The sequence below is a fragment of the Ottowia sp. genome, from assembly GCF_047601385.1.
Taxonomy (GTDB): domain Bacteria; phylum Pseudomonadota; class Gammaproteobacteria; order Burkholderiales; family Burkholderiaceae_C; genus Ottowia.
The window spans coordinates 1,446,288-1,467,944 of sequence record NZ_JASGJP010000001.1; the positions used below are offsets into that span (position 1 = coordinate 1,446,288).

At 71.3% G+C, this 21,657-nt stretch carries 21 protein-coding genes; 10 read left to right on the top strand and 11 right to left on the bottom strand.

All coding sequences use genetic code 11. The features are described from left to right. Positions 1-16: 16 nt before the first annotated feature. The 5 genes from gspL to QM772_RS07055 all read left to right on the top strand — a co-directional run bounded on the left by gspL (position 17) and on the right by QM772_RS07055 (position 6,379). The gene (gene gspL, locus QM772_RS07035; protein ID WP_415134912.1) at positions 17-1,222 is read left to right on the top strand and encodes a type II secretion system protein GspL; all 1,206 of its coding nucleotides are present in this window, start codon (positions 17-19) and stop codon (positions 1,220-1,222) included. Next, on the top strand, positions 1,219-1,803 hold the full coding sequence (gspM, locus tag QM772_RS07040) for a type II secretion system protein GspM (protein WP_415134914.1): 585 nt from the start codon (positions 1,219-1,221) through the stop codon (positions 1,801-1,803). The genes gspL and gspM overlap by 4 nt, the downstream gene beginning before the upstream one ends. Positions 1,804-1,875: 72 nt before the next feature. Then, positions 1,876-2,670 carry a type II secretion system protein N gene (gspN, locus tag QM772_RS07045; RefSeq protein ID WP_415134916.1) on the top strand — a complete coding sequence of 265 codons (795 nt, stop codon included), beginning with the start codon at positions 1,876-1,878 and terminating at the stop codon, positions 2,668-2,670. 33 nt (positions 2,671-2,703) lie between these two features. Continuing rightward, positions 2,704-4,974 carry a type II secretion system secretin GspD gene (gene gspD / locus QM772_RS07050; RefSeq protein WP_415134918.1) on the top strand — a complete coding sequence of 757 codons (2,271 nt, stop codon included), beginning with the start codon at positions 2,704-2,706 and terminating at the stop codon, positions 4,972-4,974. Between the two features lie 4 nt (positions 4,975-4,978). Continuing rightward, positions 4,979-6,379 carry a GspE/PulE family protein gene (locus tag QM772_RS07055; RefSeq protein WP_415134920.1) on the top strand — a complete coding sequence of 467 codons (1,401 nt, stop codon included), beginning with the start codon at positions 4,979-4,981 and terminating at the stop codon, positions 6,377-6,379. Positions 6,380-6,444: 65 nt separating this feature from the next. On the opposite strand, the gene QM772_RS07060 is transcribed toward QM772_RS07055, so the two are convergent. Both QM772_RS07060 and QM772_RS07065 read right to left on the bottom strand, forming a co-directional pair. Further along, positions 6,445-6,648, bottom strand: coding sequence for a hypothetical protein (locus tag QM772_RS07060; RefSeq protein WP_415134922.1), 204 nt, complete (start codon positions 6,646-6,648; stop codon positions 6,445-6,447). An 85-nt stretch (positions 6,649-6,733) separates the two neighbouring features. Beyond that, on the bottom strand, positions 6,734-7,201 hold the full coding sequence (locus QM772_RS07065) for a hypothetical protein (RefSeq protein WP_415134924.1): 468 nt from the start codon (positions 7,199-7,201) through the stop codon (positions 6,734-6,736). A 68-nt stretch (positions 7,202-7,269) separates the two neighbouring features. Between QM772_RS07065 and QM772_RS07070 the strand changes: the two genes are divergently transcribed. Together QM772_RS07070 and QM772_RS07075 are read left to right on the top strand one after the other, a co-directional pair. Continuing rightward, entirely contained in the window at positions 7,270-7,443 is a 174-nt protein-coding gene (locus tag QM772_RS07070; protein ID WP_415134926.1) for a BrnT family toxin, read from the top strand. A 79-nt stretch (positions 7,444-7,522) separates the two neighbouring features. Next, positions 7,523-7,879, top strand: coding sequence for a BrnA antitoxin family protein (locus QM772_RS07075; RefSeq protein WP_415134928.1), 357 nt, complete (start codon positions 7,523-7,525; stop codon positions 7,877-7,879). Positions 7,880-8,005: 126 nt separating this feature from the next. Here the strand turns inward: QM772_RS07075 and QM772_RS07080 are convergent, their stop codons facing one another. Together QM772_RS07080 and QM772_RS07085 are read right to left on the bottom strand one after the other, a co-directional pair. Then, the gene (locus tag QM772_RS07080) at positions 8,006-8,272 is read right to left on the bottom strand and encodes a BrnA antitoxin family protein (RefSeq protein ID WP_415134930.1); all 267 of its coding nucleotides are present in this window, start codon (positions 8,270-8,272) and stop codon (positions 8,006-8,008) included. Continuing rightward, complete coding sequence (locus QM772_RS07085) at positions 8,244-8,576, bottom strand: transcriptional regulator (protein WP_415134932.1); 333 nt, start codon at positions 8,574-8,576, stop codon at positions 8,244-8,246. Before QM772_RS07085 ends, QM772_RS07080 begins: the two co-directional genes overlap by 29 nt. A 23-nt stretch (positions 8,577-8,599) precedes the next feature. Here QM772_RS07085 and QM772_RS07090 point away from each other — a divergent pair, with 23 nt between their 5' ends. The 3 genes from QM772_RS07090 (at position 8,600) to QM772_RS07100 (ending at position 10,721) form a co-directional block, all read left to right on the top strand. Then, complete coding sequence (locus QM772_RS07090; protein ID WP_415134934.1) at positions 8,600-8,797, top strand: hypothetical protein; 198 nt, start codon at positions 8,600-8,602, stop codon at positions 8,795-8,797. Between the two features lie 356 nt (positions 8,798-9,153). After that, positions 9,154-9,600, top strand: a complete 447-nt coding sequence (locus tag QM772_RS07095; protein WP_415134936.1) for a pilin — start codon at positions 9,154-9,156, stop codon at positions 9,598-9,600. A gap of 356 nt (positions 9,601-9,956) precedes the next feature. Then, a complete protein-coding gene (locus QM772_RS07100) occupies positions 9,957-10,721 on the top strand; it encodes a hypothetical protein (RefSeq protein WP_415134938.1) in 765 nt (254 codons plus the stop codon). Positions 10,722-10,786: 65 nt separating this feature from the next. Here QM772_RS07100 and QM772_RS07105 read toward each other — a convergent pair whose 3' ends face one another. The 7 genes from QM772_RS07105 to QM772_RS07135 form a co-directional block, all read right to left on the bottom strand. Next, entirely contained in the window at positions 10,787-11,524 is a 738-nt protein-coding gene (locus QM772_RS07105) for a lysophospholipid acyltransferase family protein (protein WP_415134940.1), read from the bottom strand. A gap of 7 nt (positions 11,525-11,531) precedes the next feature. Continuing rightward, positions 11,532-12,851 carry a dihydroorotase gene (locus QM772_RS07110; protein WP_415134942.1) on the bottom strand — a complete coding sequence of 440 codons (1,320 nt, stop codon included), beginning with the start codon at positions 12,849-12,851 and terminating at the stop codon, positions 11,532-11,534. 73 nt (positions 12,852-12,924) lie between these two features. After that, positions 12,925-13,887: an aspartate carbamoyltransferase catalytic subunit gene (locus QM772_RS07115; RefSeq protein WP_415134944.1), complete on the bottom strand. Its 963-nt coding sequence runs from the start codon at positions 13,885-13,887 to the stop codon at positions 12,925-12,927. Between the two features lie 5 nt (positions 13,888-13,892). Continuing rightward, positions 13,893-14,405: a bifunctional pyr operon transcriptional regulator/uracil phosphoribosyltransferase PyrR gene (pyrR, locus tag QM772_RS07120; protein ID WP_415134946.1), complete on the bottom strand. Its 513-nt coding sequence runs from the start codon at positions 14,403-14,405 to the stop codon at positions 13,893-13,895. Continuing rightward, the gene (gene ruvX / locus QM772_RS07125) at positions 14,402-14,821 is read right to left on the bottom strand and encodes a Holliday junction resolvase RuvX (protein WP_415134948.1); all 420 of its coding nucleotides are present in this window, start codon (positions 14,819-14,821) and stop codon (positions 14,402-14,404) included. The genes pyrR and ruvX overlap by 4 nt, the downstream gene beginning before the upstream one ends. Beyond that, positions 14,818-15,417 (bottom strand): YqgE/AlgH family protein, encoded by a 600-nt coding sequence (locus tag QM772_RS07130; protein WP_415134950.1) that lies wholly within the window; start codon positions 15,415-15,417, stop codon positions 14,818-14,820. The genes ruvX and QM772_RS07130 overlap by 4 nt, the downstream gene beginning before the upstream one ends. Before the next feature lie 201 nt (positions 15,418-15,618). Next, a complete protein-coding gene (locus tag QM772_RS07135) occupies positions 15,619-21,639 on the bottom strand; it encodes an Hpt domain-containing protein (RefSeq protein ID WP_415134952.1) in 6,021 nt (2,006 codons plus the stop codon). Between the last annotated feature and the right edge of the window lie 18 nt (positions 21,640-21,657).

A 21,657-nucleotide genomic window follows, 5' to 3' on the forward strand; every position in this document is an offset into this window, starting at 1 on the left:
GCCTCATCCGCCGCCCATGAGCCTGCTGCTTGTCACCCTGCCGCCCGGCCCGCCGGGCAGCTACGCCTACGCCACCTCCACCGACGGCCAGACCCTGGCCGCGCACGGCAGCGCCGGCGCGGCGCTGCTGCCGCCGGCCGGGCGCGGCGTGGAGGTGGTGGCCGTGGCGGCGGCCACGCAGCTGTCGTGGCAGCGGGTGACCTTGCCGCGCGGCGTCGGCCCCGGCTCGCCGCGCCTGCGCGCCACCCTGGCCGGCCTGCTGGAAGAGCAGCTGCTGGACGACCCGGCCGAGCTGCACTTCGCCCTCGAACCCGGCGCCGCCGCGGGCGGCCCGGCCTGGGTGGCCGTGTGCGGCAAGGCCTGGCTGGCCGAGCACCTGGGCGCGCTCGACGCCGCCGGGCGCCCGGTGAGCCGCATCGTGCCCGAGCTGCACCCCCGCACGGGCGCGGCGCGCCTGTTCGTCACCGGCGAGCCCGAGCGCCCCTGGCTGCTGTTCAGCGGCGACGGCGTGCCCGGCGCCCAGGCGCTGCCTTTCACACCCGACACGCTGGCCCTGCTGAAAGGCAGCGCCGACGCCGAGCTGCTGGCCGAGCCCGCCGTCGCCGAGCTGGCCGAGCGGGCGCTCGCCCGCCCCGCCGCCATCCACCCGCCGGCCTGGCGGCTGCTGGAAGCCAGCCGCTCGCCCTGGGAGCTGGCGCAGTTCGACCTGGCGCGCGACGGCCGCGCGCGCGCGGCCAAGCGCCTGGGCGCGCTGTGGCGCGACTTCGTGCACGCGCCGGCGTGGCGGCCGGCGCGCTGGGGCACGGCCCTGCTGCTGCTGGCCAACCTGGCGGGCCTGAACGCCTGGGCCTGGCAGACGCGGCAGGAGCTGGCCGCGCGCCGCGCGCAGGTCAACGACGCGCTGACGCAGACCTTTCCTCAAGTCAAGGTGGTGGTCGACGCACCGGTGCAGATGGCGCGCGAGGTCGCCGCGCTGCGCCGCGCCACCGGCGCCGCCTCCGCGCGCGACCTGGAGCCGATGCTGAGCGCCCTGGGGCAGGCCGCCCCCGCCGCCGCCGCCGCGCCGTCGGCGATCGAATTCTCGGCCGGCGCGCTGCGCCTGAAGGGCGCGCAGATGGCGTCCGGCCCGCTGGCCGAGGCCAGCCAGCGGCTGCGTCCGCTGGGCTACCAGTTGCAGGCCGACGCCGACGGCCTGCTGCTGCGCCAGGAGGACACGCCATGAGTGCTGCGCCGGCCCCGAGCGCCGCACGGCCGCCCGAAGGCGCGAGGGCCCCCTCGGGGGGCAGCGGACCACGCAAGGCGGGGGAGCGTGGGGGCACGGCGAGCGCGGCCTGGCAGCGCATGCACGCGCGCGAGCGCCGGCTGGTGCTGGCGGCCGCCGCCGTGGTGCTGCTGGCGCTGCTGTGGTGGCTGGGCCTGGCGCCGGCGCTGCGCACGCTGCGCGAGGCGGGCGGCCAGCGCGCGGCCTTGCAGGCGCAGGCGCAGCGCATGCAGCAGCTGCGGCTGGAGGCCGACGCGCTGAAGGCGCTGCCGCGCATGACGCGCGACGAGGCGGTGCGCGCGCTCCAGGCCGCCGCCCGCCAGCGCCTGGGCGCCAGCGCCAGCCTCGGCGTGGTGGGCGACCGCGCCACCGTGACGCTGAAGGACGCGCCCGCCGCCGCCCTGGCCGACTGGCTGGCCGACGCGCGCGTCAACGCCCGCGCGGCGCCGGTCGAGGCGCGCCTGACGCGCGGCGGCGGCAGCGCCCCCGGCGCCGGCGCCACCTGGAGCGGCACGCTGTCGCTCGGCCTGCCGGATTCCTGACGAATACTCCCACCCATGGCATCCGCCAGCGCTTGCTGTACGGGCGCCAGAACCATATTACTCCCCTATAGTATGAAAAAACACCCGCGCCCCACGCCCGCCGCGCCCTGGCGCTGGGCCTGGGCCGGCGCGCTCGCCGGGCTGGCGCTGGTGCTGCTGGTCTGCGCGCCGGCGCGCTGGCTGGCCGCCGCGCTGGCCGGCGCCAGCGGCGGCGCGGTGCTGCTGGCCGAGCCGCAGGGCAGCGTCTGGTCGGGCTCGGCCCGGCTGGTGCTGGCCGGCGGCGCCGGCAGCCAGGACGGCGCCGCCCTGCCCGGCCGCGTGCACTGGCGGCTGCGGCCCGCGCTCACCGGCGTGGACGCCCAGGTCAGCGCCGACTGCTGCACCCGCGCCCAGCCGCTGGCGCTGCGCGCCAGCCCGCGCTGGGGCGGCGCCCGCGTGGCGCTGGCCGACGGCGAATCGGCCTGGCCCGCCGCGCTGCTGGCCGGCCTGGGCACGCCCTGGAACACCGTGCAGCCGCAGGGCGAGCTGGCGCTGGCCACCCAGGGGCTGCGCATCGACTGGCTGTCCGGCCGCACGCACGTGGCCGGGCAGGCCGAGATCACGGCGCGCCAGCTCTCATCGCGCCTGTCCACCCTGCGGCCGCTCGGCTCGTACCGGCTGGCGCTGCGGGGCGGCGACGCCGTGGCGCTGGAGCTGTCCACGCTGGAGGGCGGCCTGCGGCTGTCCGGGCACGGCCAGTGGGTGGGCGCGCGGCTGCGCTTCACCGGCGAGGCGCGCGCGGCCCCCGGCCTGGACGCCCAGCTGGCCAACCTGCTCAACCTCATCGGCCGGCGCCAGGGCGACCGGGCCGTCATCTCCCTGGGCTGATCCAGCCGCCCATTTGCTACAGTGCCCCTCGCCATGCCCCGCACACCTTCATCCTTCCGCCCGCTGCTCGCCGCCGCGCTGCTGGCGCTGGCCGGCGCCGCCCACGGCGCCGGCAACGTCACGCTGGACTTCGCCAACGCCGAGATCGACGCCGTGGCGCGCACCATGGCCACCCTCACCGGCCGCAACGTGGTGGTGGACCCGCGCGTCAAGGGCACGATGACGCTGACCAGCACCACGCCGGTCACCCCGGCCGAGGCGCTGCGCCTGTTCGCGGCGCAGCTGCGCACGCAGGGCTTCGCGCTGGTCGAATCGCACGGCCTGCACATCGTGCTGCCCGAGGCCGAGGCCAAGCTGCAAAGCGGCGCCGTCTCCGCCGGCCGCCCGTCCGGCGCCAGCGGCCAGATCGCGACGCAGATCTTCCGCCTGACGCACGAGAACGCCAGCAGCCTGGTGCCGGTGCTGCGCCCGCTGATCAGCCCCAACAACACGATCAACGTCAACCCGGGCACCAATTCGCTGGTCATCACCGACTACGCCGACAACCTGCAGCGCCTGGGCCGCATCATCGCGGCGCTGGACGTGTCCAACGCCACCGGCGTGGAGGTGGTGCGCCTGCGCCACGCCGTGGCCTCCGACCTGGCGCCGCTGGTGGCGCGGCTGCTCGAATCGGGCGGCAGCAGCGCCACGGCCGCGTCGCCGCAGGCCGCGCCAGGCCAGCCCGCCACGGCGGCGGCGGCCACCGCGGTGGCGGTGAGCAGCGGCGACGGCTACCGCACCACGCTGGTGCCGGAGCCGCGCAGCAACGCCATCATCCTGCGCGCCGCCAACCCGGCGCGGCTGGCGCTGGCCAAGGCGCTGATCCAGCAGCTCGACCTGCCGCCCTCCGGCCAGTCCGAGGGCGGCGGCGGCAACATCCACGTGGTGTACCTGAAGAACGCCGACGCCGCCAAGCTGGCCGTCACCCTGCGCGCCGCGCTGGCGGCGCTGCCGGGGCAGGCCGCCAGCGCGGGCGGCGGCGCATCCGCGCTGGGCGGCTCGGCCGCCGCCACCAGCGGCGGCCTGACGGCGGGCAGCGGCACGGCCAGCAGCGCATCCAGCGGCAGCTCCAGCAGTTCCAGCAGCCTGGCCAGCGGCCCCACCATCAACGCCGCCAGCAACAACCAGCCGTCCACCGGCGGGCAGATCCAGGCCGACCCGGCCACCAACTCGCTCATCATCAGCGCGCCCGAGCCGGTGTACCGCGAGCTGCGCGCCGTCATCGACAAGCTCGACCAGCGGCGCGCGCAGGTGTTCGTCGAGAGCCTGATCGCCGAGGTGCGGGCCGACAAGGCGGCCGACCTGGGCGTGCAGTGGCAGGGCCTGATGGGCAACGGCAGCAGCACCATCGGCCTGATAGGCACCAACTACTCCACCACGCGCGCCACCAGCAGCACCGCCACCACCAACATCTTCGACATCGCGGCGGCGGTGCTGGGCTACAGGAGCAGCGGCGACGTCGCCGACCTGGCGGGCGCCGTCCCCAGCACCGGCTTCAACCTGGCGCTGGGCACGCGCACGCTGGGCATCCTGGCCAACTTCATCCAGAGCACCGGCGCCGGCAACGTGCTCTCCACCCCCACGCTGCTGACGCTGGACAACGAGGAGGCCAAGATCATCGTCGGCCAGAACGTGCCCTTCGTCACCGGCAGCTACACCAGCACGGGCTCCAGCAGCACCTCGGTCAACCCGTTCCAGACCTACGAGCGCAAGGACGTCGGCCTGACGCTGCGCGTGCGCCCGCAGATCAGCGAGGACGGCACCGTGAAGATGGTGATCTACCAGGAGGTGTCGAGCGTGGTGACCGGCACGGCCACCAACGCCAGCGGCCCGATCACCAACAAGCGCGCCATCGAATCCAGCGTGCTGGTGGACGACGGCGCCATCGTGGTGCTGGGCGGCCTGCTGGAGGACCAGTACTCCAGCACCGAGGACAAGGTGCCCGTGCTGGGCGACGTGCCGGTGGTGGGCAACCTGTTCAAGAGCCGCAGCCGAAGCTACGTCAAGACCAACCTGATGGTCTTCCTGCGCCCGGTGGTCGTGCGCGACGCCGCCGCCACCGAGAGCTACTCGCTCGACCGCTACGACCTGATGCGCGCCAGCCAGCGCGCCAGCCAGCCGAAGGAAAGCTCGGTGCTGCAAATCAACCAGTCGCCCGTGCTGCCCGCCGTGGCGCCGGTGCGGCCCGAGGCCTGGACGCGCCCGGCGCCGCCGCCGCCCCTGATCACCCCCGCGGCCGGCGAAAGCAACTACAACGGCAACTAGGGCCATGCGCTACCCGCTGCCCTACGCCTTCGCGCGCGCCGCCGGCCTGCTGCTGGAGGACGACGGCCACGGCCTGACGCTGTGGCACGGCGGCAGCCCCAACCCCGGCCACCTGAGCGAGGTGATGCGCCGCCACGGCGCCGGCCCGGCGCCGCTGGCCTTGCAGCAGGCCGACGCCCACGCGCTGGCGCAGCGCATCAGCACCGCCTATTCGCAGAACGAATCCAGCGCCGCCGCCGTGGTGAGCGAGGTGGAGAGCGACGCCGACCTCTCGCGCATCATGCAGGAGCTGCCGGCGGTGGAAGACCTACTGGAATCGGCCGACGACGCGCCCATCATCCGCATGCTGAACGCCCTGCTGACGCAGGCCGCGCGCGACGGCGCCAGCGACATCCACATCGAGCCGTACGAGCGCCACAGCAGCGTGCGCTTCCGCGTGGACGGCGCGCTGCGCGAGGTGGTGCAGCCCAACCGCGCGCTGCACGCGGCGCTGATCAGCCGCCTGAAGATCATGGCCGACCTCGACATCGCCGAGAAGCGCCTGCCGCAGGACGGCCGCATCAGCCTGCGCCTGGGCACGCGCGCCATCGACGTGCGCGTCTCCACCATCCCCAGCGCGCACGGCGAACGCGCGGTGCTGCGCCTGCTCGACAAGTCCGAGAGCAAGCTGAGCCTGGAAGCCGTCGGCATGCAGGGCGGCGTGCTGCGCAGGTTCGAACACCTGATCGCCCAGCCGCACGGCATCATCCTGGTCACCGGCCCCACCGGCTCGGGCAAGACCACCACGCTGTACGCCAGCCTGGCGCGGCTGGACGCACACCGCAACAACATCATGACGGTGGAAGACCCGATCGAGTACGAGCTGCCCGGCGTCGGCCAGACGCAGGTCAACCCGCGCATCGAGCTGACCTTCGCCCGCGCGCTGCGCGCCATCCTGCGGCAGGACCCGGACATCGTGATGATCGGCGAGATCCGCGACATCGAGACCGCGCAGATCGCCATCCAGGCCAGCCTCACCGGCCACCTGGTGCTGGCCACGCTGCACACCAACGACGCCGCCAGCGCCGTCACGCGCCTGACCGACATGGGGGTGGAGCCGTTCCTGCTGTCCAGTTCGCTGCTGGGCGTGCTGGCGCAGCGGCTGGTGCGCAAATACTGCCTGCCCTGCCACGGCAAGGGCTGCGAGGCCTGCGGCCACACCGGCTACGCCGGCCGCACCGGCGTGTTCGAGCTGCTGATGGTCGACGACGAGATCCGCGCGCAGATCCACGGCCAGGCCGCCGAGGCCAGCATCCGCGCCTCCGCGCTGGCCAAGGGCATGCAGCTGATGCGCGACGACGGCGAGCGGCTGATCGCCGAGGGCATCACCAGCCGCGAAGAAGTGCTGCGGGTGACGCGCGACTGAGGCCGGGCTTTTACAAGCCAAATCGGCCTGTAGCGCCCGCCAGTCAAGCGCTGGAAGCTATATTTTCAGAAGCGACAAGGCCGAAAGGATTCTTCGTTCCCGCCTCCGCTGGAGGCAGGGCCGGGGCCGGCCAAGCGCGCCGCGCGCGCCAGGATCATCGCGTCGGCCTCCGCCATCGCCGCCCGAGTTTCCGCGTTCGGCACCTTGTACTTTCGCGGCTGAACCGACTCCTTCGCCACGGGCTTGGAGCGGGCGTGGACTTTGTTCATTTCGCCTCGGCTTTCCCCGGCATCAACCCCGCCAGTTGCGCCCGCGCGATCACGTGCCCGTGCGCGGCGGCCTTGGCGATCCACATCAGCGCCAGCGCGCGGCCGTCACCCTCGCACAGGCCGGCGGCGTGCAGCAGGCCCAGCCAGTGCATCGCATCCGCCTCGCCGCGCTCCGCCGCTTGCGTGAGGAAGTGCAGCGCCGGTATGATGCTGCCCCCCCCCCCCCCCCCCGAGATTGCAGGGCAGAAGCGGCCTTGCGGCCCGCGGGCGCTTCTTTTTCCTTCAGCGCCGCCAGCGCGAACAGCGCGCCCACGTCGGCCTGCGCCGCCGCCTCGCCCTGGTCGGCGCGCACCAGCATCTGAACGTCCTCGTCCGACAAATCCACCGCCAGCGCCGGCCGCACCGCCGCGAACGGCACCAGCGCCCCGCGCCCATCGCCCAGGCGCGGCACCAGCCCTTCCTCGATGCGGCGCTGCCAGGTGCGCATGCTGCGCCCCGTCAGCACGGCGGCCGTGTTCAGGCTGATGGGATAAAGCGGTTCGGCGGGCTGCATGCGGCAAATTCTAGTGACCTGCTTGCCGCGCGCCTTGCGTTTTATTTGATCGTTATTACAATCAAAGTATGCGCTACGAATTCGACCCCGCCAAACTGGCTGCCAACGTGGCCAAGCACGGCGTCTGGTTCAGCGCGGCGGACGACTTCGAGTGGGAAACCGCGCAGCTCGAAGTCGATGCCCGTAGAAGCTACGGCGAAACGCGCTGGCGGGCCACCGGTCTGGTCGGCGCGCGTTTGTAGGTACTCACCTTCACTCTGCGCGGAAACGCTTTGCGCCTCATCAGCCTGCGCAAGGCCAACGAACGCGAGGTACGCACCTATGTCCGCAACGCTTAAAACCCGCTCCGGCCGCCTGGTCGAACTGCCCACCCCCGAAGAAGACGCCCGCATCAACGCCGGCATCGCCGCCGACCCCGACGCGCCCGAGCTGGACGACGCCTGGTTCGCCCGCGCCCGCCCGGCCAGCGAGGCGCTGCCGCCCGAGGTCTATCAAGGCCTGCTGGCCATCCGCCGCCGCCGGGGCGAGCGCGGGCCGCAAAAAGCGCCCACCAAGGTGGCCACCACCATCCGCCTGTCGCCCGAAGTTTCCGCCGCCTTCCGCGCCACCGGCCCCGGCTGGCAGACGCGCATCGACGAAGCGCTGAAGGACTGGCTGCGCACGCACGACCCGGCGTGAGCCAGCCGCCTGAAAGACGCACCGCCGCTGGCTTGCCGCTGCGGTGAATCGAGCGCCCAATCTCCGCATGAATGGCGGAGAAAAATCACCAGTCCCGGCTGACCGCGGTCACCGTCGCCCCCCACCTCAAGGCGCCATCGCCGCTAGCGCCTGCGCCGCGCGCGTCTGCCAGCCCTTGCCCGAGGCACGCCAGCGCGCCAGCACGTCCGGGTCGAGCCGCAGCGTCACCGGCTGCTTGTGCACCTCCTGGCGCGGACGGCCGCCAGCGCGCCGAGCCATGATCTGCTCGGGCGTGTGCACGCGGCCTTCGCCGCGCAGGGCCTGATCGACGCTGCGCAGCAATGCGGCCTCGAACTCGCTCATTTCAGGGTCTTGGGTTTTGGTACTTGGCATCGAACTTCTCCTTGATGGCCTTGAGTACATGGGAACTGATGTTGTCGAACTTGGCCTTGGCATACACCAAGAGCAAGACCACCACTCCGTCATCGGCATAGTTGAAATAGATCACCCGCGCGCCGCCACGTTTGCCCATGCCTGCACGCGACCAGCGCACTTTGCGCAAAGGCGTTGCCCCCGGCATCACATCGCCCGCATCCGGGTTCTGGGCGATCCAGCCGATGAACTCTTCGCGCTCTTCGTCAGACCACACTCTGGCTGCCCATGCGATAAATTCTTCAGTTTCGATCACGGTCAGCATCTTATTATTGTACATCGAATAACATGGACCGCAACGAGGCAACGTCCAGGCCATCCAGCAACCGGCTGACAAGGCCGCGCCCCTGCAACGAGGCGCAGGCCCCGCAGGAGCTCAAAGCGCTGCTGCTCACACGCTTGGCCGACGGCGAGCGGAATGAGGTCTCGGCCTTGAGCGCCGTTGAAATCGCCGAAGAAGTGATCCGCGAAACCGGCGCGGCATGACGTCTTCGGCGTGCATCGCCCCGGCCGCCCGACACTGATCCTCGCCATCCTGCATCAGCGCATGGACCTGATGGCGCGCCTGCAAAAGCGCCTGGGCTGAACGCCCCTGTCGCGCGCCCAGCGCGACGCCTCCACACCCCGCTCCTCTGTCGCGCCCAGAAGGCGACAGCGGCGGCGCCCTGTCGCCCGTGGCACGCGACAAAACGCCGGCTTGCAGGGCCGGCCTGCCAGATATGTCACGAAAAGACGGTGACCCGCCCACTGGCACACCCGGTGCAGACAGAAAGGGCGTGCGGCGACGCACAGAACGTGAGTCTCCAAAGGTTCAACCTCTTTTTACTCTGAAGGACATTGACATGAAAAAGCTGCAAAAAGGTTTCACCCTGATCGAACTGATGATCGTGGTGGCGATCATCGGTATTCTGGCGGCCGTGGCGCTGCCGGCTTATCAGGATTACACCGTGCGCGCCCGCGTGTCGGAAGCGCTGGTCGGTGCGTCAGCCGCGAAAACTGCTGTTGCTGAAAATGCTGCCAACGGCAAAAACTATGCGAGCGGCTGGGTTGCACCGAGCGCAACGCCCAATCTGGCGTCCATTGCCATCGATGAGGCTACCGGAGCAATCACAGCGACGACCACTGCTCGTGCAGGCGACGGTACGGTGATCTTCGTTCCGAGCGACAACAATGGCGCTTTCGCCGGGGGTACGGCCACTACGTCTACCGTGCCTGAGGGACGTATTTCGTGGGTTTGCACGACTGGTACCGTGGAGGCGAAATATCGTCCCGCAGAGTGCCGTGCCTAATTCTGCCTAGCACAAGCAAAAGGGCCACATCTGTGGCCCTTTTTGTATTAAATCGCTTGGTTATAAAATAATGAATGATTTTTCTACCAGAAAGAGCAAGCCTTGTGCATGTGAATACTTGAACGCATCGGAAGCGGATCTTTTGAACCGCCTCAATAATAATCCAACCAATAATGAAAGTGAGTTTCCTTTCATTGAGGCCGTCATGTCCGTAAAAATAGCAGAGTCTCATCGAAAAACCAATGAGAAACTGGTAGGTGAAACGAAGAAATTAGTGTGGTCTACGTGGGCTGTGTGTGCGGCAACCATTGCCACTTCAATATACTCCAAATGTTTTCCATGAATAATCACCTTGGATGAAATCTTCCTTCTCTCGCCTCCCCTTCGCCACCCGCTACGCCCTGCGCCACCTGGGCATCTGCCTGGTGGTCGTACTGCTGACCGCCGCCCTCGTCTTCGGCCTGCTGTACCCGCCGCCCTACCGCGCCATGCTGGGCGTGGGGCCGATCTTTCTGCTGGTGCTGGCGGTGGACGTGGTGTGCGGCCCGCTGCTGACGCTGGTCGTCGCCAGCCCGCGCAAGTCGCGGCGCGAGCGTTGGCTGGATCTTGGGTTGATCGGGCTGATCCAGGCGCTGGCGCTGGCCTACGGGCTGCACAGCGTGTGGGTGGCGCGCCCGGCGGTGCTGGCCTTCGAGGTGGACCGGCTGGTGGTGGCGACGGCCAACGAGGTGGACGTGGCCGACCTGCCCAACGCCCCGCCGGGCCTGCGCCGCCTGCCGTGGTGGGGCGTGCTACAGGTGGGCACGCGCCGCGCCGCCGACGGCGCCGAGTTGATGGACAGCGTGCAGCGCGGCCTGGCCGGCTGGTCGCCCGCCGCGCAGCCGGGCTGGTGGCTGCCGTGGGACGATGCCCGCGCCGACCTGAAGGCGCGCGCCAAGCCGCTGCCCGAGCTGATGGCCCGCCGCCCACGGGATGCCGAGGCGCTGCGCGGAGCAGCCGCCGGCACCGCCCCGGACAGGCTGTTCTACCTGCCGCTGACCAGCAGCAGCACCAAGGACTGGGTGGCGCTGCTGGATGCCGATGGGCGGCTGGTGGGGCATGCGGCTGTGGATGGGTTTTGACTACAGGCCAAATCGGCCTGTAGCGCCCGCCAGTAAAGCGCCGAAAGCTATTTATTCAATAGCAATCATGGGCCGCGCAGCGCCGCCACGGCGGCGCGCAGCTCGGCCGCCCAGGCGCGCCGCTCGCGCCCTTCGGGCGGCTGCGGCTGGCCGTAGCTGACCACGGCGCGGGTGCCGGGGGTGGTGAGCGTGCGCCAGATGGAGCCGACCAGCGTCTGGTCGCCGATGTAGATGGGCGCCAGGCTGGGCCGGCCGGTGCGGCCGTCGATGAATTGCAGCGCCACCGGCAGCGCTGGCGCGTGGGCCGAGACCGCCGCCTGGATCAGGTTGGCGTGGAACGGCAGCAGCACGGTGCCGTCGCTGGTGGTGCCCTCGGGGAACACGGCCACCACCTCGCCGCGCAGCAGCGCGTCGCGCATGTGGTGCACCACGCGCAGCGCGTCGCGGCGCGATTCGCGCTGGATGTACAGCGTGCCGGCGCCGGTGGCGAGCATGCCGATCACCGGCCAGCGCCGCACGTCGGACTTGGCGACGAAGCGGCAGAAGCCCGCCGCGTGCAGCACCAGGATGTCGAGCCAGGAGATGTGGTTGGCGACCAGCAGCAGCGGGCCGTGCGCGGGCGGCTGGCCGCGCACTTCGAGGTCGATGCGCCACAGCGTCAGGAAATCGCGCGCCCACCGCTGCACGCGGGCCTCGCGCTCGGCCTGCGTCATGCGCGGGAAGCGCGTGCGGATGGTCCACCAGCCCGCCGCCAGGTGCGCGATGCCGCGCAGCACCAGCCAGAGCGCGGTCAGCGCCTTCATGGCGCCTTCACGCGCCGTGCGCGAGGTGCCCGCCCACCAGCGTGCAGCGCACGCGGCCCGCCAGCTCCAGCCCGGCGAAGGGCGTGTGCTTGCCCTGGCTGCGCAGCGCCTGGGGCGTGACCTGCCAGTGCGCGGCGGGGTCGAACACGCACAGGTCGGCCGCGCCGCCCTCGGCCAGCCGGCCGCAGCTGGCCTGCAAGGTGCCGAGCGCGCCGCCCAGCACGCGTGCCGGCGATTCGGTGACGGCTTGCAGCGCGCGCGCCACGCCCGGGCCGCCCGCGCCCTGCCCCCACTTCAGCGCCAGCGGCAGCAGCAGCTCCAGCCCGGTGGCGCCGGGCTCGGCCTCGGCGAAGGGCAGTTGCTTGGCGTCGGGCTCGACCGGCGCGTGGTCGGACACCAGGGCGTCGATGGTGCCGTCGGCCAACGCGGCTTGCAGCGCGTCGCGGTCGCGCTGCTGGCGCAGCGGCGGTTGCAGGCGCGCGCTGCTGTCGTAGTAGCCGATGTCGTGGTCGATCAGGTGCAGGGAGTTGATGCTGACGTCGGCGGTGACGTTCAGGCCCTGCGCCTTGGCCTGGCGCAGCAAATCGACGCCGGCCGCGCTGGACAGGCGGCACAGGTGCACGCGCGGGCCTCCTGCTGCCTTCTCGCCGCCGCCCATGGCGCGCAGCAGCTCGAACAGCGTGTGCAGCGCGATCGTCTCGGCCGTGGCCGGCACGCCCGACAGGCCCATGCGCATCGCCAGCGGGCCGCTGGCGGCCACGCCGCCGCCCAGCCACGGGTCTTGCGGGCGCAGCCATACGGCGTGGCCGAAGGTGCTGGCGTACTGCAATGCGCGCTGCAAGACCTGGGTGTTGACCAGCGGCACCTCGGCCTGGCCGAAGGCCACGCAGCCGGCGGCGGTGAGCTGGCCCATCTCGGTCAGCACCTCGCCCTTGAGGCCGCGGGTGAGCGCGCCCTGCGGGAACACGCGCGCCTGGTGCAGGCGCTCGGCGCGGGTCTTGAGCATCTCGACCAGGCCGGGCTCGTCGAGCACCGGGTCGGTGTCGGGCGGGCAGACCAGGGCGGTGACGCCGCCGGCCACGGCGGCGGCCATCTCGCTCTCCAGCATGCGGGCGTGCTCGTGGCCGGGCTCGCGCAGGCGCGCGGCCAGGTCCACCAGGCCGGGCAGCACCCAGCAGCCGCGCGCGTCGATGCGGCGGCTGGGCGCGAAGCCGGCCGGCAGCCGCCCGATGCCGACGATGCGGCCGGCCGCCACGGCCACGTCGGCCAGTTCGTCGCGCCCGCTGGCGGGGTCGATCACGCGGCCTTGCTCGATCAGGGTCTTCATGGTTTATGAATAAAATATGGCTCTAGCGCCCGTCCAGCAAGCGCTGGCAGCTATTGATTCAGTAGTGAGTAGCTCATGCTTCATGGCTGGCGACGATGCTCAGGACTGCCATGCGCACGGCGATGCCGAAGGTGACCTGCGGCAGGATCACGCTCTGCCCGCCGTCGACCACCTGCGAGTCGATCTCCACGCCGCGGTTGATGGGGCCGGGGTGCATGACGATGGCGTCGGGCCTGGCCCAGCGCAGCTTCTCGGGCGTGAGGCCGAAGCTCTGGAAGAACTCCTGGCTGGAGGGCAGCAGCGCGCCGCTCATGCGCTCGTTCTGAAGGCGCAGCATGATGACCACGTCGGCATCCCTGATGCCCTCCTCCAGCGTGTGGCACACGCGCACACCCATCGGCGCCAGGTCGCCCGGCACCAGGGTTCTGGGGCCGACCACGCGCACCTCGGCCGCGCCGAGCGTGGTGAGGGCGTGGATGTCGGAGCGCGCCACGCGCGAGTGCAGCACGTCGCCCACGATGGCCACCACCAGGTTGGAGAAGTCCTTCTTGTAGTGGCGGATGGTGTACATGTCGAGCAGCCCCTGCGTGGGGTGCGCGTGCCGGCCGTCGCCGGCGTTGACCACGTGCACGTGCGGCGCCACGTGCTGCGCCAGCAGGTAGGGCGCGCCGCTCTCGCCGTGGCGCACGACGAAGATGTCGGCCGCCATGGCGCTCAGGTTGGCCACGGTGTCCAGCAGCGATTCGCCCTTGGCGGTGGACGAGCGCGCGATGTCCAGCGTGTACACGTCGGCCGACAGGCGCGTGGCGGCGATGTCGAAGGTGGTGCGCGTGCGCGTGGAGTTCTCGAAGAACAGGTTGAACACGCTCTTGCCGCGCAGCAGCGGCACCTTCTTGACCTCGCGGTCGCTCACGCTGACGAACTGCGCGGCGGTGTCGAGGATGTGCGTGAGCATGTCGCGCGGCAGCCCCTCGGTGGAGAGCAGGTGGACCAGCTCGCCATGCTGGTTAAGTTGCGGGTTGCGTCGGGCCAGCACGTGCCTTACCCCTCTTGGTTGGTGTCTGGGTTGATGCTGAAGCTGAAAGCGCCGCCCTCGCCGCGCGCCAGCCGCAGCGACTGCGCGGCCGGCAGCGCCACGCGGGCGGCCGCATATTCAGCCGCCACCGGCAATTGGCGGCCGCCGCGGTCCACCAGCACGGCCAGCCGCACGCGCGCCGGGCGGCCGTAGTCGAACAGCTCGTTGACCACGGCGCGCACGGTGCGGCCGGTGTAGAGCACGTCGTCGAGCAGCAGGATGTCGGCGCCCTCGACGTCGAACGGCAGCGTGGTCTGGCCGCTGGCCGAGAGGCCGCGCTTGGCATAGTCGTCGCGGTGCATGGCCGACGAGATGGCCCCCGACTGGCCCGGCAGGCCCAGGTCGGCCTGCACGCGCTCGGCCAGCCACTGGCCGCCGGAGACGATGCCGACCAGGCGCGTGCCGGCCGCCAGCAGCGGGCGCACGCCGCGCAGCAGCTCGGCGTACAGGGCCTCGGCGTCGAGCGCCAGTGAACTCATGGAAGACTCCTCAGGAACTGCTCCAGGATGATGGCGGCCGCCGCCGCGTCCGCGTCGCGCGCGCCGGCGGCGTGCGCCTCGGTGGTGCTGTAGCGCTCGTCCACTTCGTACACCGGCAGGCCGAAGCGCGCGCGCAGCTGGCGCGCGAAGCGCTGCGCGCGGCGGGTGTTCTCGTGCGCGGCGCCGTCGGGGTGGAAGGGCACGCCCACCACCAGCGCGTCGGGCTGCCATTCGGCGATGCGCGCGGCCAGCGGCGCCCAGCGCGCGTCGCCCTCGGCGCGGATGGTGCCCTGCGGCGTGGCGCTGCGCGTGAGCCGGTTGCCCACGGCCACGCCGGTGCGCTTGAGTCCGAAGTCGAAGGCCAGGAAGCTGCCGAAGCGCGCCGGAACGTCGTGCACAGGTGCAGCGACGCTCATGCATGCCCCGCGTCGGGCGCGAGCATCCAGGCTTCGAGGCCCAGCAGGCGCAGCGCGCGGGCGTAGCGGTCGGCCACGGGGGCGTCGAAGACCACGTCGGCGTCGGCATCCACGGTGAGCCAGCTGTTGCGCGCGATCTCGGATTCGAGCTGGCCCTCGGCCCAGGACGAATAGCCCAGCGTGATCAGCACGCGGCGCGGGCCGCCGCCGGAGGACAGCGCCTCCAGCACGTCCTTGGAGGTGGTCATCTCCAGCCCGCCGGGCACGGCCAGGGTGGAGGCGTAGATCGACTGGTCGGACTGCAAGCCCTCGGCCGTCACGGGGTCGTGCAGCACGAAGCCGCGCTCGGCTTGCAACGGCCCTCCGCGGAACACCGGCTGCACGCCGAGGTCCTTGCGCTGCAGCGGCAGATCGACCCGCTGGAACAGGTCGGCCAGGCTGATGTCGCCCGGCTTGTTGATGATGAGGCCGAGCGCGCCGCGCTCGCTGTGCTCGCACACGTAGACCACGCTGCGGGCGAACGTGTCGTCCTCCATGCCCGGCATGGCGATGAGGAAGTGGTTCGTCAGGTTGATGGACTGCGCTGCGTCGGCCATGGCCCGGATTTTAGGCGACGCCAGGCAAGCCTCCGCGATGCGACGCGCCCTGGATCGGGATGGACTGCAAGGCGAAAACCGCAGCGATACCGGGCGGTATCGCGAGGATTTTCAACGCGGCAGGCCGCCCGAGCCCAGGGATGCGACGCGCGCGAGGGTTGGCCCGGCGTCGCCTCGGGCCACTCACCGCGCGCGGCGCCGTCAACCCGCCGCGCTGGCGGCCGAAGCGCGCACGTAGTTCTTGATCAGGCCGAGCAGCTCGTCTTCCGAGTACGGCTTGCCGAGGTAGTGGTCCACCCCCAGCTCGCGTGCGTGGTCACGGTGCTTGGTGGCGATGCGCGAGGTGATCATGATCACCGGCAGGTCGTGCAGCCGCGCGTCGGCGCGGATGTTGCGCACGAAGTCGAAGCCGTCCATGCGCGGCATCTCGATGTCCGACAGCACCACCGCCGGGCGCTCGGCCTGCAGCCGCTCCAGCCCTTGCAGCCCGTCGGCCGCCAGCGCCACGCGGTAGCCCTCGCGCTGCAGCAGGCGCTGGGTGACGCGGCGCACGGTGATCGAGTCGTCCACCACCAGCACCAGCGGGATATCGGAACGTGGCGCGACCGTGTCGGCGACGGGCACGTCCGGCGCCCGCGGCGCGGCGGCCGCCTGCACGGCCAGCGCACGGGCCTGCGCGCCATACACCGAGGCCAGGGCCACCGGGTTGTAGATCAGGGCCACGGCGCCGGAAGCCAGCGCCGTCATCGCCACCAGGCCGGGCAGGCGCGCCAGTTGCGGCCCGAGCGCCTTCACCACCACTTCCTGGTTGCCGAGCACCTCGTCCACGTGGACGGCGATGCGCTGGCTGGCGGAGCGGAAGATCACCACCGGCGTGGTGCGGGCGGGCGGCTCGGTGCTGCGCGCGGAGCTCTGGAGCAGGGCGCCGGTCCAGTGGAACGGCACGTCCTCGTCGCCGAAGCGGTGAATGCCGCTTTCGTATGCGGCCTTCAGTTCGGCCTCGGGCACGCGCTGCACGATCTCGACCAGGCTGGAGGGCACGCCGACCGCCAGGCCGCCGGCGCGCACCATGACCACGTGGGTCACCGCGGTGGTCAGCGGCAGCACCAGGCGGAAGGACGAGCCCTTGCCCTCGGCCGAATCGGTCTCGATGCGGCCGCCGATGGACTGCACCTCGGTGCGCACCACGTCCATGCCGACGCCGCGTCCGGCCAGTTCGGTCACCTCGGTGGCGGTGGAGAAGCCGGGCATGAACACCAGGTTGCGCACTTCCGCGTCGGTCAGCGCCTGCTCGGGCGTGATCAGCCCGAGCTGCAGCGCGCGCTCGCGGATGCGGGCCAGGTTCAGGCCCGCGCCGTCGTCGCGGAACTCGATCGAGACGTCGTTGCCGGCCTGATGCACCTCGATGGCGATCTGGCCGGCCAGGTCCTTGCCGCGCATGGTCCGCGCCGCCTGGCCCTCGATGCCGTGCACCACGCAATTGCGCAGCAAGTGCTCGAACGCCGGCGTCATCCGCTCCAGGATGCCGCGGTCCATTTCGATGGAGCCGCCGACGATGTCCAGGCGCACCTGCTTGTTGGTCTCCTTGGATGCCTGACGGACCACGCGGTAGAGCCGCTCGGAGATGCTCTCGAACTCCACCATGCGCGTGCGCAGCAGGTCGCGCTGGAGTTCGCGCGACTGCCGGGCCTGGGCCGCGAGGCCGTCTTCGCTGGCGTCCAGGGCGCGCTGCAGGTTGCGCTGGACGGTGGCCACGTCGTTCACCGACTCGGCCATCATGCGCGTCAGCTCCTGCATGCGCGTGAAGCGGTCGAACTCCAGCGGGTCGAAGTTCTGCTGCGAGTCCTTCGATTGGGCCAGGCGCGACTGCATCTGCGTCTCCGCCTGCAGCTCCACGTCGCGCAGTTGCTGCCGCAAGCGTTCCAGGTTGCCCGTGAGGTCGCTGAGCGACGAGCGCAGGTGACGGATCTCGACCTCCAGACGCGCGCGCGAGGTGATCACCTCGCCGGCCTGGTTCACCAGCCGGTCGAGCAGCTGCGAGCGCACGCGCACCGCCTGGCTGGCCGCGGCTCTCGCCGTCACCAGGGACAGGGCCGCCGGCTGGGCCACATCGCCCCGCGCCAGAAGCGCCTGCGCGGCAGCCGGCTCGGCGCTGGCGACCGGGTCGGACAACTGCGCCGCCAGGGGCGGCGCCTCGGACACGGACGGCAAGGGCTCGGGCGCCTGCTCCGCGCCGACGCTGGCCAGGCCGACGCCGCCGTCCTGCAGCTTGCGGAAGGTGCCCAGCAGTTCGTCGAGGTAGTCCAGAAGAGGCTCGACGTCCGCGGCGCCCACCTGCTCGGTGCCGATCAGCTCGATGGCCGATTCGGTCCGGTGCGCCATCTCGCCCAGGCGCAAGGCGCCGGCCAGGCGCGCACTGCCCTTGAGCGTGTGCAGCGCACGCAACACCTCGCCGCGCGCGCCCCGGTCGTCCGGACGGCCCGCCCACTGCCGCATCGCGGCACTGAGCTGCGGCAGCAGTTCCTGCGCTTCTTCTTCGAAGATCGGGAACAGGTCCGGATCGACGGCATCGACCACGTCGATGTCCTCGCCGACGCCGCGGTGCTCCAGCGTGGCCGAGGCGGCGGCATCCGACACGGGCACGGCCGGCGCGGACGCGGCTGCCGCCACCACCGGCTTGTCTTCCGCGGGCTGCGTTTCAATCGGCTCGATGGCCTGCACGGCCGCCAGAATCGAGGCGTCCGGCTGCTTCAGCATGCCCGCCGCGAACTGGTGCAGCACGCGCCGGATGTCCTCCGCGGCATCGCCCAGCAATTGCACCTGCGCCGAGGCTCCGCCGGATTGGCCGGCCAGCCGCTGCAGGGCGTGCTCCACCGCGCGAGCCGTCTCGGACAAAGCCGCGAAGCCCACCGTCGCCGAGCTACCGGCCAGCGAATGCGCGCGGGCGATGGCGAGTTCGGGCACAGGGCGATCGAGTTCGAGCGCCCACTCGGACAGCTCGGTCATCAACTGGCGCGACCATTCGTCCGCCTCGTTGAGGTAGACGTTGTAGAGCGGCGTGCTGATGCGCAGATCGCCGATCTGCTTGTAGTGCTCGTCGTCCGCGACGGGCCTCTCGGCACCGGGGACGCCGTCGGCCTCGCTGGTGGCGAAGTCGAACTCGTCCAGATCGAGCGCCAACACCTCGCCGCCGGACTCGCCCCCCGCGTCGTTCGGCAACGCTTCGTGGTGCAGCTCGGCCTCGGGCGCCTCGTGAAGATGCGGCTGCCCGGACGCCTGGAACTCGGCCAGCAGTTCGCCGCTGAGCTCTCCGGCATCGGCAACTTCCACGGCGGCGCCCGACTGCTCAGGCGCATCGTCGAAACCCCGGCCGTTCAGATCAAGCTCCAGCAACTCGATCGCGGATGCGGACCCCGGGGCTTCAGCGTCCGCGGCATTCGCTCCCGACGCGGCGGCGTGCTCAGGCGCCGCGTCCTCGAACTGGCTGAGGTCGAGCTCCAGCACCTCAGGTGCGGGATCGGCCGCCGGCAATTCCAGGTCGGGCAGCTCGATGTTCATCAGGGCCGGCGGCGGCGTCGATTCCGCGGCGCCGGCGCGGGGTGCTTCAGATGCCTCACCCAGGGTTACGGCCTCCGCCAGCGGCACGTCAGCCTCCGCCGAGTCGTCCTGCGGCGCAGCCCCGGCAGTGGGTGCTTCGCCTGCCAGCACGCTGGCGAGAGGCCACCGCTGCCCCTGCATGCGCAGCGCATCGGCCGCTTCGCGGAACGGTGCCGCGCGCCAATGGCCGGCACGCTGGCCCGCGACGTCCTCGATCCAGCGCTCGAAGCCGTCCATCGCCTCCTCGGCCAGGCCGCGCGCGTCGTCGCTCATCGGCCTCTGCTCGGCCAGCCAGGCATTGAGCAGTTGCTCCATCGACCAGGCGGCTTCGCCGAATTCGGTCAACCCGACCATGCGCGAGCTGCCCTTGAGGGTGTGGAAGGCACGGCGCAGCGTGGTCTGCTGCTCGAGGTCGCCGGGCTCCTGCCGGAGCGCCTGCAGGGCCTGGCGGCCCGTCTGCACGACTTCCCGCGCCTCTTCGAGGAAGATATCCAACAGGTCGTCTTCGCCGTCCAGCGCCTGGCCGTCATCGGCGGGCACAGGCTCCGGCGTGGCCACCACGGGCTGCGCGGCGGCATGCAGCTCTTCGAGCGCGCCGCTCAAGCGCTCCGCGTCCTGATCGCGGGCGGCTTCGGCCGCGCGATTGGCGGCTTCGGCCAGCGCCGGCCGCTCGTCGATCGCCGCCAGCGCCGCGATCTGCTCCAACTGCCCGGGCAGCGTCTCGGCCGACAGGTCGCCATCCAGCAAGTCCGCCGTCTGCGCCGGTGCCTGCGGCTCGCCCAGGTCGAGATCGAACTCCATGTCGATACCGCCCTGGGCGCCCGCTGCCGCCTTCTCCTCGGCCTCGCCGGGCTCCACCCGGCCGGCCACGTGGCGCAGTTCGCCCGAGTCGGTGTCGTAGACGAACAGCTTGCGCGCCAGCATCGGCTGGTAGCTCATCATGTCGATCTGGAAGCCCAGCGCGCCCAGGCTGTTGCCGATGCGGTCGAAGGTGCCCGAAGCCTGGATGTCCTCGGGAGATGCCTCGGAAGCCAGCAGATCGTCGAGCGCCTCGCTCATGCGGCCCACCGCCAGCGCGGCCTGGTCGAGGCCGAGCACGGAGAGCACGCCCCGCATCTGGGACATCCGGGCCGGAACCGGCGTCAGTGCGGACTTGTCGGCCGGGTTGCGGAAGAACTGGTCGAGATGCTGCTCGACCTCGCCCAGCGTGGTGCGCAGCTCGCCCACCACCGTGCCCATGGTCTGGCGGTCGCTGACGCTGCGGTACAGCTCCTCCATCCAGGGTTCCAGCGCGGGCGCCGAGGCGCCGCCGCGCACGCTGTCCAGCCGATCGGCCAGTTGCTGCATGCGGGACGTGAACTGCGCGTCGCCCGGCTGGAAGTCGGCGAACGACGCCTCCAGGAACAGCACGGCGGTGGCCGTCTCCATGGCCAGCTCCGGACTCGGCGCCCGGCCGGACTGCCCCACCTGGGCGGCCACGCGGCCCAGCGCATCGGACAAGGGCTTGCCCTTTTCATGCAGCTTGTCCAGCGACTCGGTCACCAGGCCGAACTGGCTGACGCAGGCTTTCAGGCGCGCCAGATCGCCGCCCGCCAGCGCGGACCAGTTCTCCTTCACCGCCTCGACGCGGCGGCGCGCCTGCGCCAGCACGGCCGGATCGTAGAGGCCGAAGGCCGGCTGCTCGTAATCCGACGGGACGTGGCGGCTCAGTCCCCAGGCGCGGCGAACGGCCGCCAGCACGGGCGCGGCGCTGTCGGCGAACGCACGCGCCTGCGCGCAGAAGAACAGCAAGTCCAGCGCCAATCGCTCGGAAACGGCCTTCTCGCCGCGCGCCAGGGCCGCGTACTGCAACAGCACGCGCGAAGATGCCCGCTTGGCGTAGATGTCCGTCGGCACCAGTTTTTGCGCCAGGGCCTGGAAGAAGCCGGCGCACAGCTTCCAGAAGATGGCCGGCTGACGGGCCGTCTCGGCCGCCGCCAGCCCCTGGCTGATGACCGTCAGCTCGGCCGCAGCGTTGCTGTCGGCGTGCCGCATGATCTTGAGCACCCGCTGGTCCATCCGCGCGCGCACGTCAGCCCCGTAGGCCAGCGGATGCGACGAAGGCGGCGTGGCGGGATCGCTCCAGCGCCAGACGCCGTCCCACAGGTCCGCGGGGTGAACGCGGTCCGCGCCGGCCATCTCCTGCACCTGCCTGAACTGCGGGAACAGCCCGAGAGCGGAGCGCCCGCGCCCGTTCAACTGGCTTTCCAGGTAATCCACCAGCGCAAACCCGGCACGCTCCAGCGTGGCGACGGCGGACTCGCTGCACTTCTCCGGGTGCAGCACCAGCTGCTGCACGGCGGCCTCCATGCCTCGCACCACCTGGGCGGCGACCGGATGGCCCACCATCTCCAGCGCGCCGACGGCCTGGTGTAGCTGCTGCCGGGCCAGCCGGAGCTGGCTGGCGTCAACGGAAGCAACGTCCACGCCGCGCGCGGCTTCCGACTCGTGCGCAAAACGCTTCAGCGACTTGCTCGCCGACTCGATGGATTTGCGGGTTTCATCCAGAACCCAAGCCAGCGGCCCGAGGTCTCCGGCATTCGCCGCGGCGTCCGCGCGGGCATCGGCTTGATGGCTCGTGACCATGGCTTCAAGTGCTCCAGA